The organism is Ralstonia sp. 1B3 (genome assembly GCF_036631435.1).
In genome coordinates this window covers 60,143-77,372 of record NZ_JAPNUG010000015.1, presented here as the reverse complement: position 1 = coordinate 77,372, position 17,230 = coordinate 60,143, and the positions used below count along the sequence as shown (strand labels likewise).

General features: G+C 64.7%; 9 protein-coding genes, 2 tRNA genes and 5 pseudogenes. 11 read left to right on the top strand and 5 right to left on the bottom strand.

Annotation, left to right across the window (positions count from 1 at the left end; genetic code table 11):
* Positions 1 to 215 precede the first annotated feature (215 nt).
* Positions 216 to 950, top strand: coding sequence for a DUF899 domain-containing protein (locus tag OWR21_RS04260; RefSeq protein ID WP_316901619.1), 735 nt, complete (start codon positions 216 to 218; stop codon positions 948 to 950).
* Between the two features lie 40 nt (positions 951 to 990).
* Here the strand turns inward: OWR21_RS04260 and OWR21_RS04255 are convergent.
* The 5 genes and pseudogenes from OWR21_RS04255 to OWR21_RS04235 form a co-directional block, all read right to left on the bottom strand.
* Positions 991 to 1,081, bottom strand: a tRNA-Leu gene (locus tag OWR21_RS04255).
* Between the two features lie 80 nt (positions 1,082 to 1,161).
* A tRNA-Asn gene (locus OWR21_RS04250) sits at positions 1,162 to 1,237 on the bottom strand.
* Between the two features lie 109 nt (positions 1,238 to 1,346).
* Positions 1,347 to 1,676: a ferredoxin FdxA gene (gene fdxA / locus OWR21_RS04245; protein ID WP_009238498.1), complete on the bottom strand. Its 330-nt coding sequence runs from the start codon at positions 1,674 to 1,676 to the stop codon at positions 1,347 to 1,349.
* Positions 1,677 to 1,853: 177 nt separating this feature from the next.
* A complete protein-coding gene (recJ, locus tag OWR21_RS04240) occupies positions 1,854 to 3,548 on the bottom strand; it encodes a single-stranded-DNA-specific exonuclease RecJ (RefSeq protein WP_316888029.1) in 1,695 nt (564 codons plus the stop codon).
* A gap of 32 nt (positions 3,549 to 3,580) precedes the next feature.
* Positions 3,581 to 4,671 (bottom strand): annotated as a pseudogene (locus OWR21_RS04235) (hypothetical protein).
* A gap of 70 nt (positions 4,672 to 4,741) precedes the next feature.
* Here OWR21_RS04235 and OWR21_RS04230 point away from each other — a divergent pair.
* The 10 genes and pseudogenes from OWR21_RS04230 to OWR21_RS04185 all read left to right on the top strand — a co-directional run bounded on the left by OWR21_RS04230 (position 4,742) and on the right by OWR21_RS04185 (position 17,228).
* Positions 4,742 to 5,991, top strand: a pseudogene (locus tag OWR21_RS04230) (lipoprotein-releasing ABC transporter permease subunit).
* Positions 5,984 to 6,712 (top strand): lipoprotein-releasing ABC transporter ATP-binding protein LolD, encoded by a 729-nt coding sequence (gene lolD, locus OWR21_RS04225; RefSeq protein WP_332394652.1) that lies wholly within the window; start codon positions 5,984 to 5,986, stop codon positions 6,710 to 6,712. The pseudogene OWR21_RS04230 and the gene lolD overlap by 8 nt, the downstream one beginning before the upstream one ends.
* 84 nt (positions 6,713 to 6,796) lie before the next feature.
* Positions 6,797 to 7,609, top strand: coding sequence for a TatD family hydrolase (locus tag OWR21_RS04220; protein WP_316901621.1), 813 nt, complete (start codon positions 6,797 to 6,799; stop codon positions 7,607 to 7,609).
* Between the two features lie 9 nt (positions 7,610 to 7,618).
* Positions 7,619 to 10,143, top strand: a pseudogene (locus tag OWR21_RS04215) (DNA internalization-related competence protein ComEC/Rec2).
* Between the two features lie 105 nt (positions 10,144 to 10,248).
* Positions 10,249 to 11,730: pseudogene (locus OWR21_RS04210) on the top strand (circularly permuted type 2 ATP-grasp protein).
* A gap of 65 nt (positions 11,731 to 11,795) precedes the next feature.
* Positions 11,796 to 12,746 (top strand): alpha-E domain-containing protein, encoded by a 951-nt coding sequence (locus tag OWR21_RS04205; RefSeq protein WP_147213603.1) that lies wholly within the window; start codon positions 11,796 to 11,798, stop codon positions 12,744 to 12,746.
* 56 nt (positions 12,747 to 12,802) lie between these two features.
* On the top strand, positions 12,803 to 13,645 hold the full coding sequence (locus OWR21_RS04200; RefSeq protein WP_147213604.1) for a transglutaminase family protein: 843 nt from the start codon (positions 12,803 to 12,805) through the stop codon (positions 13,643 to 13,645).
* A gap of 86 nt (positions 13,646 to 13,731) precedes the next feature.
* Positions 13,732 to 14,634: a peptidase gene (locus tag OWR21_RS04195; protein WP_316888013.1), complete on the top strand. Its 903-nt coding sequence runs from the start codon at positions 13,732 to 13,734 to the stop codon at positions 14,632 to 14,634.
* 18 nt (positions 14,635 to 14,652) lie between these two features.
* Positions 14,653 to 15,474, top strand: coding sequence for an alpha/beta fold hydrolase (locus OWR21_RS04190; RefSeq protein WP_147213606.1), 822 nt, complete (start codon positions 14,653 to 14,655; stop codon positions 15,472 to 15,474).
* A 90-nt stretch (positions 15,475 to 15,564) separates the two neighbouring features.
* Positions 15,565 to 17,228 (top strand): annotated as a pseudogene (locus OWR21_RS04185) (CTP synthase).
* Positions 17,229 to 17,230: the final 2 nt, after the last annotated feature.

Sequence of the window (17,230 nt, the reverse complement as noted above, 5' to 3'; positions counted from 1 at the left end):
AGTGTTGTGGATTGGGTTGGTGGGCGGCGGCGCGCTCATCAATGTGGGCGTGCGTTGGCTGGTAGGTTGATCAGGCCTCCGAAGCGGTGAGCGGGGCGGCAAGTTCGCCTCCATGGCGTGCAAGTCGCATCCGATTGCCGACTTGTGCGCCGCGGCTTTTCATTCGTGCGCGGCCGCCTAGTATGAAGTCCCGTGTCTTCGACAAAGGGGCGACCATGCAAGCGCATCCCGTAGTCTCAAGAGATGAATGGCTCATCCAACGCCGGGCGCTGCTGGCCCGCGAGAAAGAGGCCATCCATCTGCGCGACGCCATCAATGCCGAGCGTCAGGCGCTGCCGTGGGTCAAGGTCGATACGGAATACGTGTTCGCGTCGCCGGAAGGTAGGAAGACGCTTGGCGAGCTGTTCGACGGCCGCAGCCAGTTGATGATCTACCACTTCATGTTCGGCCCCGACTGGGATGCGGGCTGCCCCGGATGCTCCTTCTTCTCCGACCATGTCAGCGGGATGCTGCCGCATCTGAACCACCATGACGTGACATTCGTCGCCGTGTCGCGCGCGCCGATGGACAAAATCGCGGCGTACAAGAAGCGCATGGGCTGGCAATTCCCGTGGGTGTCGTCGTTCGGCACGACGTTCAACCACGACTATCGCGTGAGCTTCTCGCAAGACGAACTCGCCAGCGGCTCGGTCGACTACAACTACACGGCCACGCCCCGTGAACAAGCCCACGACGAACTGCCTGGGATGAGCGCGTTCTACAAGGACGCGGACGGCAACGTCTTCCACACGTATTCGACGTATGCGCGCGGCTTGGAAGACATGGTGGGTGCGCTGCTTCTGCTCGATCGCGCGCCGCTCGGCCGCAACGAGACCGGCCCGATGTCATGGGTGCGCCGTCACGACGAATATGAAGACGCACCGAAGACGCACGGGTGCTGCGCGACGTAAGGCGCTCAAGCGGAAGAGGGGAAGAGGCGAAGAGAGGATTTGGTGCCCGAGGCCGGGATCGAACCGGCACGCGCCGATTAGGGCGCAGCGGATTTTAAGTCCGCGGTGTCTACCAATTTCACCACTCGGGCTTGGGGCGGGTGCGAAACAATACACGACACCGATGCCACAAATGAAAACGCCCCGCACGAAGCGAGGCGTTTTGTTATTTTGGCTCCCCGACCTGGGCTCGAACCAGGGACCTACGGATTAACAGTCCGGCGCTCTACCGACTGAGCTATCGGGGAATCGCTGTAGCAGCGAAGAAATGAATTCTAGCTAGTTTCCGATCTGCCCGTCAACACCTTTTTTGCGATGCACGACAAAAAGTGTGTCGGGCAAGTTCGCTCAACGCGTTCAGCCGCGGTCGAGGTACTGTTCCTTGTCCTTCACGTCCTTCCAATCGTCCGCGTCGGGCAAGGGTTGCTTGGTCTTGGTGATGGACGGCCAGCCGGCTTGCGCCAGCTCTGCATTGATGGCGATCCACTTCTGCTGATCGGCGGGCACGTCTTCTTCGGCGTAGATGGCGTTGACCGGGCATTCGGCCACGCAGACGGCGCAGTCGATGCATTCATCCGGATCAATCGTCAGGAAGTTCGGGCCTTCACGGAAGCAGTCGACGGGGCAGACGTCCACGCAGTCGGTGTACTTGCAGCGGACACAGCTTTCGGTAACGACGTGAGTCATTTCGCTTGGAAGTTGATGCTAGGAATTCGTGGGGGCGCGGTCACGGATGCTTGTGCGTTTCCTTGCCGGCAATCCCGCATTGTAACGCACCGGCCGCCCCCGGCTGCTGCGCCATGGGTGTGCTGTCAGACAGTTTTGGCATGTGTTTATGCGCTGGCGCAAGGTTTGTCCAATCCGCTATTGCGCATGCTCGATCACCATCTGCACGCGCGTGATGCCGTTGAAGGTGTTGTTGTCGAGCCGGTAGGCCACATAGGCCGAGGCGCCCAGCGGCTCCGCGTGATTGAACCAGATCGCATCGAAATGCTGCTTGCCGCGGCCAAGCTTGAGCTTCAGGTGCTTGTCTTTCAGCACGGCCTGCGACAGCACATCGAACTCCCCGCAGAAGCTCGGCGCCGGAAAGCCCTGACCCCAGACCTGGGTTTCGAGCAGCTCGACGAACTGCGGCGTGAAGCATTCGGGGTCGGCTTCGCCATCGGTTTCGAGCACGCGCGAGAGCAGGGCTTCGGTCAGCCATTCGCGGCCGACGGCTTCGAAGGTGGCGACGAATGTATCGAAGCCGTCTTCGCGCAGCGTGAGCCCTGCCGCCATGGCGTGGCCGCCAAACTTGACGATCAGCCCTGGGCTGCGCTTGTGAACGGCGTCCAGCGCATCGCGCAGGTGGAAGCCGGGAATCGAGCGGCCCGAGCCCTTGATGACGCCATCGTCGCCGGGCGCGAAGGTGAAGACCGGGCGGTGAAACTTGTCCTTGATACGCGACGCGACGATGCCGATCACGCCCTGGTGCCACGTCTCGTTGTAGACCGCGATGGTGTGGCGGCCGGAGCCGTCGAGGGCGTTCATGCTGTCGAGGATGGCGAGGGCTTCCTGCTGCATGCCGGCTTCGATCTCCCGGCGCTCGCGGTTCATGCCGTCGAGTTCGGCGGCGATCGACATGGCGCGGTCGTAGTCGTCGGTGAGCAGGCATTCGATGCCGAGGGACATGTCGGCCAGGCGGCCAGCGGCGTTCAGGCGCGGGCCGAGTCCGAAGCCGAGGTCGAACGTCGACGCGCGGCTTGCTTCGCGGCCGGCCACGCGGAACAGCGCGGCGATGCCCGGGCACATCCGCCCGGCGCGCATGCGCTTGAGGCCCTGTGCGACCAGCAGACGGTTGTTGGCGTCGAGCTTGACCACGTCGGCCACGGTGCCGAGTGCCACCAGGTCGAGCAGCGTGTCAAGGCGCGGCTGATCCTGCGGCGTGAACACACCGCGCTTGCGCAGCTCCGCCCGCAGCGCCAGCAGTACGTAGAACATCACGCCGACACCCGCCAGATTCTTGCTCGGGAAGCCGCAGCCCGGCTGGTTCGGGTTGACGATCACGCGCGCCTCGGGCAACTGCGCGCCAGGCATGTGGTGGTCCGTCACGACCACGTCGATACCCAGCGCGTTGGCGGCCGCCACGCCCGCCACGTCGGCGATGCCGTTGTCCACGGTGACCAGCACGTCCGGCTTCTCGCGCGCGGCGAGTGCCACGATTTCCGGCGACAGGCCGTAGCCGTACTCGAAGCGGTTGGGGACGATGTAGCTGACCTGTGCGCCGAGCATGCGCAAGCCGCGCACGCCCACGGCGCAGGCGGTGGCGCCGTCGCAGTCGTAGTCGGCAATGATCAGCAGGCGCTTCTTGGCGGCGATGGCGTCGGCCAGGTAGCACGCCGCGTCGTCAATGCCCTTGAGTTGCGCGGGCGGCAGCAGGTCGGTCAGCTCGGTCGACAGTTCGTCGGGCCGCGCGACACCGCGGGCGGCGAGGATGCGCGCGAGGACGGGATGGATGCCGTGGCCGGCCAACGTGGTGGCGGCGTCAGGGGAATGCGAACGGACAGCGATGCGGGTCATGCGGAATCGGGCTCAGGCGGGCTCAGGCAGGCTCAAGCGGCCATGGAAAGCGGGGACAGCGCGTCGCGCAAGGTGCGGGGGCGACTCAGTGGATGGCTCAAGCGGCGCAGCCACCCGAACGGGCCATTGGCGAGTTCGCGACGCGTGACGCGGTAGTGGGCGTAATGCGAGTCGCCGGTCAGCACGAGCGAGACGGCGTCGATGCGGCCGTCGGCCAGCGCATCGGCGGCGGGGAAAACCAGTCGCGATCGTAGGCGCGCAGGGTTTCGATCCAGTCGTACCAGTCGGCGGAAAGATAGGGCTTGCCGGCGTCGCCCAGCAGCGCGGCGGCGCTTGTGTCGTCGAACGGCACCGCGGCCAGCGTTTCGGCGCACAGCTCGGTGGCGTTGCCGGCGTGGCATAAGCCGGCGAAGAACGGATCAGCGCCGATCATGCGCTCGGCAATGGGGCGGGTATCGACCAGCGCGCCCTGGCCGAATAGCCAGACCGAGTTGACCGGCAGCAGGCCGCGCGCCTCGCGTGCCTGATTGACGGGGTGGTCGTACCACGTCATCTGGATCTCGTTCTGGAACTTGCGCCAAGCGCGCTCCTGCTCGCCTTTGTGCATCCAGATGTCGATGTTGTGGCCGGTAGCGCGCTGCGGCGCGGCGGCAATGAGGTCACCAAAGGGCGAATCGGCAACGTACCAACGCGCGGCGTGCGTGGCGTCGAGCGTGATCGCCATCTCGTCGACCAGGGGGACGATGGCGGCGCGCAGGGCGTCGGCGTCGGCGGCTTCCAGGCGGAGCTGGGCCGGGTCGAGCATCACCAGATGGTCCCGGGCGGCATGGATGTGGACCGGCTGCAGGCAGGCCCAGGTACGCGTGTCGGCGATGCCGCCGTCCGCCAGGCGCATGTACGGCGCGGACGGCAGCGGAGAAATGGGCAGCCCGGCGTGCTTGGCCAGCCAGCGCTCGTGCGGCAGCGTGGGCAGGTAGGCGTCGTCGTGGCGCTCGCGCTCGGCCTCGCGCGCACGTGCGAGCAACCTTTCCAGGCCCGGCAAGGTCAATTGACGGTAAGCGTCGTCGGCCACCTCGGCAGCGGGCGCGCAAAACGGGACAATCAGGGTGAGTTCAGGAATCATGGCTCCGAGATTGTAAACTTCCGGCTCGTCGGCCAGTGAGCCGGACAAATCACACCCACGGGGAACCCCTTTGAAACTTCCATACGAATGGCAGATCGGCTGGCGGTATACACGCGCAAGCAAGCGCGCCAGCCGCAACAGCTTCATCTCTTTCATTTCGCTCATCTCCATGCTCGGCATTGCGCTGGGGGTGGCGGCGCTGATCATCGTGCTTTCGGTCATGAACGGCTTCCAGAAGGAAGTGCGGGACCGCATGCTCTCGGTGCTGGCGCATATCGAGGTGATGGCGCCGAACAGTCTGCCGGACTGGCAGCGTACCGCCAATGAGGCCATGCAGAACAAGGAAGTCATCGGCGCGGCGCCCTACGTGGGCGCGCAGGCCATGATCACGCGCGACGAGGCGGTGCGCGGCGTGCTGCTGCGCGGGTGTCGCCGGCGGACGAGCCGAAGGTGTCGGACATCGCCAAGGATTTCAAATCGGGCACGATCGACGACCTGAAACCCGGCGAATTCGGCATCGCCCTGGGGAGCCAGCTGGCCAACGGCCTGGGCGTGCATCAGGGGGACAAGGTCACGCTGGTGGCGCCGCAGGGCACCATCACCCCGGCGGGCGTGTTGCCGCGGCTGAAGCAGTTCACGGTGACGGGCATCTTCGAGTCGGGCCACTACGAGTTCGACAGCTCGCTGGCGCTGGTCAACATGGAAGACGCCGAACGCCTGTTCCGCCTCGATGGCCCGACCGGCGTGCGCCTGAAGCTGGTCGACATGGACCGCGCCCCGCAGGTGGCCGAAGCCCTGTCGCGCACGTTGTCCGGCGAGCTGTACATTCGCGATTGGTCACGCCAGAACCGCAACTGGTTCGCCGCCGTGAAGACCGAAAAGAAGATGATGTTCATCATCCTCACGCTGATCATCGCCGTGGCGGCGTTCAACCTGGTGTCGACACTCGTGATGACGGTGACGGACAAGCAGGCCGACATCGCCATCCTGCGCACCATGGGCGCACAGCCGGCGTCGATCATGAAGATCTTCATCGTGCAGGGTGTGGCGATCGGGTTTATCGGCACGTTGCTGGGCGTGGGCTTCGGCACGCTCATCGCTTACAACATCGACGTGATCGTGCCGTTCATCGAGCGTCTCTTCCACGTGCAATTCCTGCCGCGTGACATCTATTTCATCAGCGAACTGCCCTCGGACCCCCGCGTGAACGACATTGCGACCATCGGCGTCATTTCCTTCATCCTCGCGTCGGTGGCGACGCTGTATCCAAGCTGGCACGCCTCGCGCGTGAATCCGGCGGAGGCACTGCGCTATGAGTGAGGCTGTCATGACTTCCATGGAAGCGCTGGCCGCGGCGCCGCAGGGTGTGGTGGTGCAAGCCGAAGGGCTGTCCAAGTCGTTCCGCCAGGGCGGCCTGAACGTCGATGTGCTCAAGGGTGTGGACATCCGCATCGGCGTGGGCGAGAAGGTCGCCATCGTCGGCGCGTCGGGCTCGGGCAAAAGCACGCTGCTGCATGTGCTGGGCGGGCTGGATGAACCGACGTCGGGTCGCGTTTCGCTGCTCGGCAAGCCGTTCACGGCCATGAAGGAGCGCGAGCGCAATACGCTGCGCAACCAGGCGCTCGGCTTCGTCTATCAGTTCCACCATCTGCTGCCCGAATTCACGGCGCTGGACAACGTCGCGATGCCGCTGCGCATCCGGGGCGTGGAAGAGGCGCAAGCGCGCCACACCGCACAGGCGATGCTCGAACGTGTGGGTTTGGGCCCGCGCACGGCACACCGTCCGGGCGAGCTGTCCGGCGGCGAGCGCCAGCGCGTGGCGATTGCGCGCGCGCTCGTCGGGTCTCCGGCTTGCGTGCTGGCGGATGAGCCCACCGGCAATCTCGACGATCACACCGCCGGTGAAGTGTTTGACCTGATGCTGGAACTCACACGCACGCTGGGCACGAGCTTTGTCATCGTCACGCACGATATTGAACTGGCCGGCCGTTGCGACCGCATCTTCCGCCTGCGCGACGGCCATCTGCACCAGGAGCGCTGAGCCGGGCGGCATGATCGGAAAAGGCGGATTCCAGAACGCTTCGCTTTCCGGTACGTTGCCGCCTTTCCCAACGCCGAACTGACCATGTGGATCGACACCCATTGCCACCTCGATGCCAGCGACTTTGATGCCGACCGTGATGCGGTCGTCGCACAGGCGCGTGCGACGGGCGTCAATCACATCGTCGTGCCGGCGGTGGCGCGCTGGAATTTCGACACGGTGCGGGCGCTGGCACATCGGCATGCCGGCTGCACTTATGCGCTGGGCATCCATCCGATCTACGCTGCGCAGGCCAGCGACGACGACCTGCTGGAACTGCGCCGCCAGGTTGCTGCGTCAATGGACGACCCGCGTTTCGTGGCCGTGGGCGAAATCGGTCTCGATTTCTTCATTCCCGATTACGACGTTGAACGGCAGAGCGCCGTGTTCCGCGCGCAATTGCGTATCGCACGCGAATTCGATCTGCCTGTGCTGATGCACGTGCGCAAGTCGCAGGATCAGGTGTGGAGCGCCGCCGCCAAGGCGGGCGTGCGCGGCATTGCGCATGCGTTCAACGGCAGCTCGGAACAGGCGCGTCGCTTTGTCGATTCCGGCTTCAAGCTCGGGTTTGGCGGCGTCTTCACCTTCTCCCGCGCCCACCGAGTGCGCCGGCTGGCGCAGGAAATGCCGATCGAGTCGATCGTGCTGGAAACCGACGCGCCCGACCTGGCCCCCGCCTGGCTTGCCGACGACCAGTTTGGCGAGCAGGGCGCCGTGCGCAATGCGCCCACGGAAGTCGCCCGCATTGCCGACGCAATGGCGCAACTGCGCGGCATCTCTATCGACGCGCTGGCCGACCAGGCGCGCCGCAACAGCATCGACGCCATTCCCCGCCTGGCAGCGCTCCTGCAAGCCTGACGCCCGCACATGCGTCTCGGGTTGATCGGCTTTGTTGCCGGCTGTGTTGCATTGCAGATGCAGGCGACGCTGCCGCCGGTGTGGCTGCCGCTTGGCGTGCTGGTGCTCTGTCTGTCGCTGGCCGGTGTCACGCGGCGTTTGCCGATGCTGTTTCCTGTGTTGCTCGTCGCCAGCACCATTGCCGCGGGCTTTGGTTGGAGCGATTGGCGCGCGCAGCAGCGCTTGGCCGTCGCGCTCAGTCCTGCGTGGGAAGGCAAGGACATCATCGCGACCGGCGTGGTGGCCGAGCTGCCGCAGACCGGTGATGACGCCACGCGCTTTCTCTTCCACATCGAATCCAGCAATGCGGGTGATGCCGTGCCGCCCCGCGTGCGCCTGTCCTGGTATGGCGCACGGACGTGGGGCAATGTGGGGAGGAAGATGCAAAGCCAGACCGACGTGCCGGCATCCCCGATCTGCAGCCCGGCCAACGCTGGCAACTGACGCTGCGCCTGAAGCGCCCGCACAGCCTGATCAACCCGGGCGGCTTCGACGGCGAATACGCGATGCTCGCCGACAACATCCGTGCGGTCGGCTATGTGCGGACAGGCAAGCGCGCACAGAACATCGCGGTGGATGGGGCGGGCACTGGTTTCGGGATTGGCGTGGAGCGCTGGCGGGCCAGCGTGCGACGCCACATCCTCGATGCCTTGCCCGATGCGGGCTACGCGGCGGTCATCGTCGCCCTGGTGGTGGGCGACCAGAGCGGCATCGCCCGCGACGACTGGGAGCTGTTCCGCCGCACCGGCATCAGCCACCTCGTCAGTATTTCCGGGTTGCACATCACGATGATTGCCGGGTTGTTCGCAGCGCTGTGGATGGCGCTGTGGCGTCGGTCTTTCGGGCTGGCGCGCTGGCTGCGCACACCATTGCCGTTGCGCATGCCGGCCCCTCGTGCGGGCGCCATCGCGGCCATGCTTGCAGCGTTCGGCTACTGCCTGCTCGCTGGGATGGGCGTGCCGGCACAGCGCACGCTCCTGATGTTGTCTACCGTGGCCATCGCCCGGCTGACGGATCGCAATGTGCCGGCCAGCCTCTCGCTGTGCTGGGCGGCGGCCGTGGTGGCGGTGGTGGATCCGTGGGCGGTCATGTCGGCGGGGTTCTGGCTGTCGTTCGGAGCGGTGGCGATCATCTTCATCGCCGCCCAGATGGCGCTCGATGGTCGGGCCAATGATGGCAAAACAGATAGTTGGATCGAGCGCAGCCGGAGGGCAATGGCGGGCGCTACGCGGATCCAGTTTGCCGTCACGTTCGGCCTGTTGCCGTTGACCTTGCTCTTGTTCCAGCAGACCTCGGTGGTTTCCACGGCGGCCAATGGGCTGGCGATTCCCTCGGTGAGTTTTGTGACGACGCCGTTGGCGCTGATCGGGGCGGCGCTCCCGGAGCCACTGGCGCAGCCCGTGCTGATGTTGGCCGAAGCGAGCTTCCGCTGGCTCGTCGTTTGGCTTGAATGGCTGGCGACGCCGCGCTGGTCAGTCTGGGTTGCGCCGGTTGCGCCCATGTGGGCGTTGCTGCTGTCGATGGTTGGCGCGGCGCTTTTGCTGGTGCCGGGCGGCATGCGCGCCTGGGCATGGCGCGCCCAGGGTGCCTTGCTCCTCTTGCCCCTGGTGCTGGCGCGCGTGCCGTTGCCATCGCCTGGCGAATTCCGGCTCGTCGCGTTCGACATCGGCCAGGGCGCTGCGGCGTTGGTCGAAACGGCTAACCATCGCCTCTTGTTCGATACCGGCCCGCGCTACAGCGACCACGCGGATGCCGCAGGGCGCGTCATCACGCCCTATCTGCGCGCCCATGGGGTGGATGCGCTTGACGCGCTTGTTGTCAGCCATGAAGACAGCGACCACGCTGGTGGCACCGAAACGGTGATCGGTGCGGTGCCGGTGCGCACCATGTTGGCGTCTTTACCTCCAGGGCATGCTTTGCGCGGCGTGGCCGACGAGAACGGGATTCGCTTTGCCGACTGTTTGGCCGGGCAAGCATGGACTTGGGACGGTGTTGTCTTTGAGGTGCTGCACCCCTGCCGCCTGCCGGCGCAACGCGAGCGCGTGTCCAGCAACGCCCGCAGTTGCGTACTGCGTATTGCCAATGGCCGCCACGCCGCTTTGCTGACCGGTGATATCGAAGCCGCGCAGGAAAACGCCCTCATCGCTGCCGAAGCGCCCGAGCCCCTGATGGCAGACATCTTGCTTGTGCCCCATCACGGCAGCAAGACAAGCTCCAGCGGCGCGTTCCTGAACGCGGTTTCTCCGCAGGTGGCGGTTTTCCAGGTCGGCTACCGCAATCGGTACGGACATCCGCATCCGCAGGTTTGGCAGCGCTACGTAGCGCGCGACATCGACGGTTTGCGCACGGACAAGACCGGTGCCGTCGTCATTCAGACCGACGGCGATGTGCTGGACATCCAGACCGCGCGCACCATGCGTCCGCGGTACTGGTCTTCCGCACAGGAAGTGGAACCCCTGGCAACGGCCACTGGCGACCTCGACGCCCAGCCGTGAAAACTTGGTGGCACAACGGGTTGGCCCCATTGTGGGGGGCAAAACCGCTGTGCTATAAAAACCACGTGCCGCGTACATCGCGCGGCGCCGTCAGGGGAGAAAAGCATGGCAGTCCGGTTCTACGATGAAATGCTCAACTGGCATGACGGGGACCGCAGCCCCCATGCCGCCGAACCGGCCCCGGCAGCGCTCGTCCAGCAGGGCGAGGTTCGCAGCCACTACGGACGTTTCGCCGAATGGCTGGGCGCGCAATCCGCCACAACGCTGCAGAACAAGCGCGCCGAGGCAGACCTGATCTTCCGCCGCGTCGGCATCACCTTTGCCGTCTACGGCGACAAGGACGAATCGAACAGCGGCACCGAACGTACGATCCCGTTCGACATCATTCCGCGCATCTTCCCGGCGAGCGAATGGGCGAAGCTCGAGCGGGTTGCGGCAGCGCGTCGATGCACTGAACCGCTTCCTGCACGATATCTATCACGAGCAGAACATCCTTCGCGCCGGTGTCATCCCGCCCGACCAGATCTACAACAACGCCCAATACCGCCCGGACATGCTTGGCGTGGACGTGCCGCGCGACATCTATGCGCACGTGGCCGGCATTGACATCGTGCGCGCCGGCGAGGGCGAGTTCTACGTGCTGGAAGACAACCTGCGCGTGCCTTCCGGTGTGTCGTACATGCTGGAAAACCGCAAGATGATGATGCGGCTGTTTCCGGAGTTGTTCGCACGCAATCGTGTGGCGCCCGTCGCGCATTACCCCGACATGCTGCTCGACATGCTGCGCAGCGTCTCGCCGCAGAACATTGCCGACCCGACGGTGGTGGTGCTCACGCCCGGCATGTACAACTCCGCGTATTTCGAACATGCGTTCCTGGCGCAGCAGATGGGCGTCGAGCTGGTGGAGGGGCACGATCTGTTCGTGCAGGACGACCATCTCTACATGCGCACGACGCAGGGTCCGCAGCGCATCGACGTCATCTACCGCCGTGTGGACGACGACTTCCTCGATCCGCTTGTGTTCCGTCCGGATTCTTCGTTGGGCGCCGCGGGGCTGCTGTCCGTTTATCGCGCGGGCAACGTGACCATCTGCAATGCCATCGGCACCGGCGTGGCAGACGACAAGTCGATCTATCCGTATGTGCCGGACATGATCCGCTTCTACCTCGGCGAGGAACCGGTCCTCAATAACGTGCCGACGTACATGTGCCGCCGGCCGGATGACCTGCAATACGTGCTCGACCACATGGGCGAGCTGGTGGTCAAGGAGACGCACGGCGCGGGCGGCTACGGCATGCTGGTCGGTCCGGCCGCCACGCAGGAGGAGATTGCCGCTTTCCGCGAGGTGGTGAAGGCTCGCCCGATCAGTACATCGCCCAGCCAACCTTGGCGCTGTCGACGTGCCCGACGTATGTGGAAGCCGGTATCGCGCCGCGCCACATCGATCTGCGGCCGTTCGTGCTGTCCGGCAAGGACGTCCGCATGGTGCCGGGCGGTCTCACGCGCGTGGCGTTGCGGGCTGGATCGCTGGTGGTGAACTCGTCGCAGGGCGGCGGCACGAAGGACACCTGGGTGCTGGAGCGCTGAGCGCTCGCGCTGTGTCGCAACTGGCAGTCGATCAATCGCATATCGAATACGTAGAAGGGAACGCCATGCTCAGCCGCACCGCAGACCACCTTTTCTGGATGGCACGCTACACCGAACGCGCCGAGAACACCGCCCGCATGCTCGACGTGAACTACCAGACGTCGCTGATGCCGCAATCGGCCGAAGTGGCAGAGCAGGGCTGGTGGGCGATGCTCGATATTTCCGAGCTCACGCGAGTTTTCGCCGACCGCTACGGCTTGCTTTCGCGCGACGACGTGATTGACTTCATGGTGCGCGACATGACCAACCCGTCGTCGATCATGAGCTGCCTGCGCGGCGCCCGCGAGAACGCCCGAGCCGTACGTGGCTCGCTCACAACCGAGGTGTGGGAAACCATCAACACCACGTGGCTCGACGTGCAGCGCCTGATTGCCGAAGGCATGCTGCGCGAGGATCCGTCGCAATTCTTCGAGTGGGTGAAGTTCCGCTCGCATCTGTCGCGCGGCGTGCAGGTCGGCACCATGTTGACCGACGACGCGTTCCACTTCATGCGCCTGGGCACGTTTCTGGAGCGCGCCGATAACACGGCGCGGCTACTTGACGTGAAATTCCAGTCCACGCCCACGCGCGATGAAGCCGCTGCAGAGCAGGGCGACTTCTATCACTGGGCGGCCACGCTGCGCTCCGTGTCGGGCTTCGAGGTCTACCGCAAGATCTATCGAAACGTCATCACGCCGACGCGCGTGGCGGAGCTGCTGATTCTGCGCAGCGACATGCCGCGTTCGCTGCTGGCCAGCATGGACGAGGTCGTTGCGATTCTTTCGACCGTGCGCAACAGCCAATCGGCGGAGACCGAGCGCCGCGCTGGTAAACTGCACGCCGACCTGCGGTACGCCCGCATCGAAGATATTTTTGCGGTCGGCCTGCATGCCTGGCTGACCAACTTCCTGGAGCGGATCGGCGACCTGGGCAACGGCATCAGCCAGGATTTCCTGGTGCCGCTCGAGGTGGCGTGACGTGCAGGACATTGTGCATACATCGGGCGCCGCTTTCGCGTGGCGCCCGTGTCATCGTGAAATACCAAATTCGACATACGACGGTCTACCGTTATGCCGAGCCGCTGCGCCACAGCGTGCACGAGTTGCGGCTGACGCCTCGCAGCGGCGAGCTGCAGCAGGTAGACAGCTGGCAGATCCACGCCCCCGGCAACCTCACGCGCGCCACCGACGGTTTCGGCAACGTCGTCCATCACTTCACGCTGGGCAATCGTACGGAAGACGTGATCATCGACGCGCGCGGCATTGTCGAGGCGTTTCCTTCGGGCTCGCCGGGCAGCCAGCGGTTTGTCGATGCGCCCGGGGAAGGGCGCTATCGCGTTTCGCCGCTGTATTTCCTGAGCGCCACGCCGCTGACTTCCGCACCGCCTGAGATGATCGCCTTTGCGCGCGAGCACGCACTGGTGCCGGGCGACGCAGAATCTGCAGTGCGCCTGGCGCATGCCATTGCCACGCGCGTGCGTTACAAACCGAACACCACCCACGTCGGCACGACGGCTGCGGAGGCGTTTGGCCTGGGCACCGGCGTATGCCAGGACCAGGCACAAGTGATGGTCGCATGCTGCCGGGCCCTCGGCGTGCCGGCACGCTATGTCAGCGGCTATTTCCATGCGGTGGGGGAAGAAGACCTCGCCAGCCACGCCTGGGCAGACGTCTGCCTCGATGCCGAATCGCACACGTGGTGCAGCATCGACGTCACCCACCAATGCTTTACCGATGCGCGCCACATCCGCTTGGCGGTTGGCCGCGACTATCAGTCCGCCGCACCGGTTCGCGGCGTGCGGCAGGGCGGAGGTGCCGAGACACTCGACGTCAGCATCTCCATTGAACCGCTGCCCGCCGACGCCGGAGTGAGCTGAGCTTCCCTTCCAAGCGCGCGGTTGGGTTCCGGTCGGCGCGCTAGAATGCCCTCATCCGACCGATTTTTCCGTTTGTTGCTTCGCCCATGACTTATTGCGTCGCCATGCGCCTGGACGCAGGCCTTGTGTTCCTGTCCGACTCCCGTACCAATGCGGGCGTGGACGCGATTTCCACGTTTCGCAAGATGACCGTCTTCGAACGCGAAGGCGATCGCGTCATGGTGCTGCTGACGGCGGGCAATCTCGCCATCAGCCAGGCGGTGCGTCAGGTGCTGACCGAAGCGCGCGGCAAGCCCCGCTCGCTCTGGACGGCGCGTGACATGTTCGAGGCAGCCACGATCGTTGGCGAGGCCGTGCGCGATGTCTACGACCGCGATGCCGCGGCACTGGCCAAGGCCAAGATCGACTTCAACGTCAGCATCATCTTTGGCGGACAAATCGGCGCAGAACGGCCGCGCCTGTTCAACGTCTACGCGGCTGGAAACTTCATTGAGGCCACGCCCGAGAACTGCTATTTCCAGATCGGCGAAGCGAAGTACGGCAAGCCCATCATCGACCGCGTCGTCAGTCCGGGGCTGCCGTTGGATGAAGCCGCAAAATGCGCGCTGATCTCGATGGATTCGACGCTGAAGTCGAATATTTCCGTGGGTTTGCCGCTGGATCTGCTGGTCTACGAGGCTGACTCCCTGCGCGTGACGCGCTTTGTCGCCATCGATGAAGAGAACCCCTATTTCGCGATGATTCGCGGCACCTGGGGCAAGCGTCTGCGCCAGGTGTTTGCCGAAATCGACGATCCCGATTGGGAAACCGGCACTTCGCCGTCGCACCCGCTGCGCCGGGAGGGGCATCCTTCTGCAGAAGTGGGCCCCGTGCGCATTGCACCGCCCGCGCCCGACACGCCCGCCGCGCCGGAACGCGCGCCCGCCCCTGTGCTGGAGCAGGTCTCCACGATGCAGCGCGTGGCCGGCGGAACGCAAAAGTCGCGTTGAACGGAAGAGGGACTTGCGATGCGCGATGTGATGCTTTTTTCGCATGCCAACGGCTTCCCCGTGGGGACGTATCGCAAGATGCTGGGCGTGCTGAGTGACGAATTCGACATCCGTGCCGTGGAACGCTTCGGGCATGACCCGCGTTTTCCGGTCACGCGTTCCTGGCCGGGGCTGGTGAAAGAGCTGCTCGCCGAAATCGATGGGCAGGCCGAGCCGGTCTGGCTGGTGGGGCATTCGCTCGGTGGTTTCCTGAGCCTGATGGCGGCGCTGCGCAGGCCCGAGCGCGTGCGCGGCGTCGTGATGCTCGATTCGCCGATCATCGCGGGATGGCGGGCCAAGCTGCTGCGCGTCGCGCAATGGCTGGACATCGATGAAAGCCAGTCGCCAGCCGCCGCGACGAAGAACCGGCGTCACCTCTGGCCCGATCGCGATGCCGTCTGGAGCCACTTCAAAGCCAAGCGGAAGTTCGATCGTTGGGATGAAGACGTGCTGCGCGACTACGTTGAGCACGGTACCGAGCCCACCGGCCGTGACCACGAACGCACACTGCGTTTCTCACGCGAAATCGAATACCAGATCTATCGGACGTTGCCGACCAACATGGGGCGCAAGGTGGCCGGCGGTACGGCGTTCCCGGTCAGTTTTGTGGCGGGCACGCGTTCGCGTGAGATCCGGCAGGTCGGACTGGGTGCCACGCGGCGCATCGTCGGCAGCAGGCTGCGCTGGATCGAGGGCAGCCATCTCTATCCGATGGAAAAACCACTGGAAACGGCCGGGTTGATCCGTGAGCTGATCAACGAAATGCGCGCCAACGCAGGCGCCATGCGGCACGCCGCGTAGGTGAAGCGGCCTCAAGGCAAATTCCACCGATCTGTCACGGATCGAAGGGGGGACCTTTGCTATAATCCGGCTTTCCCGGCAAGCTAGGTCATGACCAAGTTCGTATTCGTTACCGGTGGCGTAGTGTCCTCACTCGGCAAGGGCATCGCCGCCGCCTCGCTCGCGGCCATTCTTGAGTCGCGCGGCCTCAAAGTCACCCTCCTCAAACTCGATCCTTACATCAACGTCGACCCGGGCACGATGAGCCCGTTCCAGCACGGCGAAGTGTTTGTGACCGAGGACGGCGCAGAAACCGACCTCGATCTTGGCCACTACGAGCGTTTCGTCTCGGCCAAGATGCGCAAGGCGAACAACTTCACCACCGGCCAGATTTACGAATCCGTGATCCGCAAGGAGCGTCGCGGCGAGTATCTCGGCAAGACGGTGCAGGTCATTCCGCATATCACCAACGAAATCCAGGCGTTCATCGAGCGCGGCGCCGCTGCATCGCACGACGGCAAGGCCGATGTGGCGATCGTGGAAATCGGCGGTACGGTGGGCGATATCGAATCGCTGCCGTTCCTGGAGGCCGCTCGCCAGATGAGCCTGCGCCTGGGCCGCAACCAGGTGGCGTTTGCGCACCTGACGCTGGTGCCGTTCATTGCCAGCGCCGGCGAGCTGAAGACCAAGCCGACCCAGCACTCGGTGCAGAAGCTGCGCGAAATCGGCGTGCAGCCGACCGCGCTGCTGTGCCGCGCCGACCGCCCGATTCCCGACGATGAACGCGCGAAGATTTCGCTCTTCGCCAACATGCCGCAAGACGCGGTCATCTCGGTGTGGGATGTCGACACCATCTACAAGATCCCGCAGATGCTCAACGAGCAGGGGCTGGATCGCATCATCTGCGAAGAGCTGCGCATCGAAGCGCCGCCGGCGGACCTGTCCGTGTGGGCGCACATGGTGCACACGCTGGAAAATCCGCAGCACGAGATCACCATCGGCATGGTCGGCAAGTACGTTGACCTGACCGAGTCGTACAAGTCGCTGATCGAAGCGCTGCGCCACGCCGGCCTGCACACTTCGACGCGCGTCAATATCGAGTACATCGATTCGGAAGAGCTCGAATCGGGCCATACGCAGGTGCTGGACACGCTCGACGCGGTGCTGGTGCCGGGCGGCTTTGGCAAGCGCGGTACGGAAGGCAAGATCCGCGCAATTCAATATGCGCGCGAAAAAGGCGTGCCGTACCTTGGCATCTGCCTGGGGATGCAGTTGGCCGTGATTGAATTTGCGCGCCATCTGGCCGGCATGAAGGACGCCAACAGCACGGAATTCAACGACGAGACCGAACACCCGGTGGTCGCGCTCATCACCGAATGGCTGGACCGCGATGGCCGCGTTGAAAAGCGCTCGGCCGACTCCGACATGGGCGGCACCATGCGCCTGGGCTCGCAGCGCGTGCCGGTTCAGCCGGGCACCAAGGCGGCAGCGATCTACGGTGCGGAAGTCAACGAACGCCATCGCCATCGCTACGAGGTGAACAACCACTACGTGCCGCAGCTGGAAAAGGCCGGGATGATCATCTCCGCCCGTACGCCGTCGGAAAACCTGCCGGAAATGATGGAACTGCCGGCGTCGATGCACCCGTGGTTCGTCGGCGTGCAGTTCCATCCGAATTCACCTCGACGCCGCGTGACGGCCACCCGCTGTTCAAGGCCTACGTGGAAGCCGCGCTGGCGCATCACAACCAGACCGCGCAACGCGCTGTCGCCTAACG

Bases quoted from the DNA above. Each gene is read 5' to 3' on its own strand.
- OWR21_RS04260 (WP_316901619.1), top strand. From the start codon at position 216: ATGCAAGCGCATCCCGTAGTCTCAAGAGATGAATGGCTCATCCAACGC.
- fdxA (WP_009238498.1), bottom strand. From the start codon at position 1,676: ATGACTCACGTCGTTACCGAAAGCTGTGTCCGCTGCAAGTACACCGAC.
- recJ (WP_316888029.1), bottom strand. From the start codon at position 3,548: ATGACCCGCATCGCTGTCCGTTCGCATTCCCCTGACGCCGCCACCACG.
- lolD (WP_332394652.1), top strand. From the start codon at position 5,984: ATGAGTGAGGCTGTCATGACTTCCATGGAAGCGCTGGCCGCGGCGCCG.
- OWR21_RS04220 (WP_316901621.1), top strand. From the start codon at position 6,797: ATGTGGATCGACACCCATTGCCACCTCGATGCCAGCGACTTTGATGCC.
- OWR21_RS04205 (WP_147213603.1), top strand. From the start codon at position 11,796: ATGCTCAGCCGCACCGCAGACCACCTTTTCTGGATGGCACGCTACACC.
- OWR21_RS04195 (WP_316888013.1), top strand. From the start codon at position 13,732: ATGACTTATTGCGTCGCCATGCGCCTGGACGCAGGCCTTGTGTTCCTG.
- OWR21_RS04190 (WP_147213606.1), top strand. From the start codon at position 14,653: ATGCGCGATGTGATGCTTTTTTCGCATGCCAACGGCTTCCCCGTGGGG.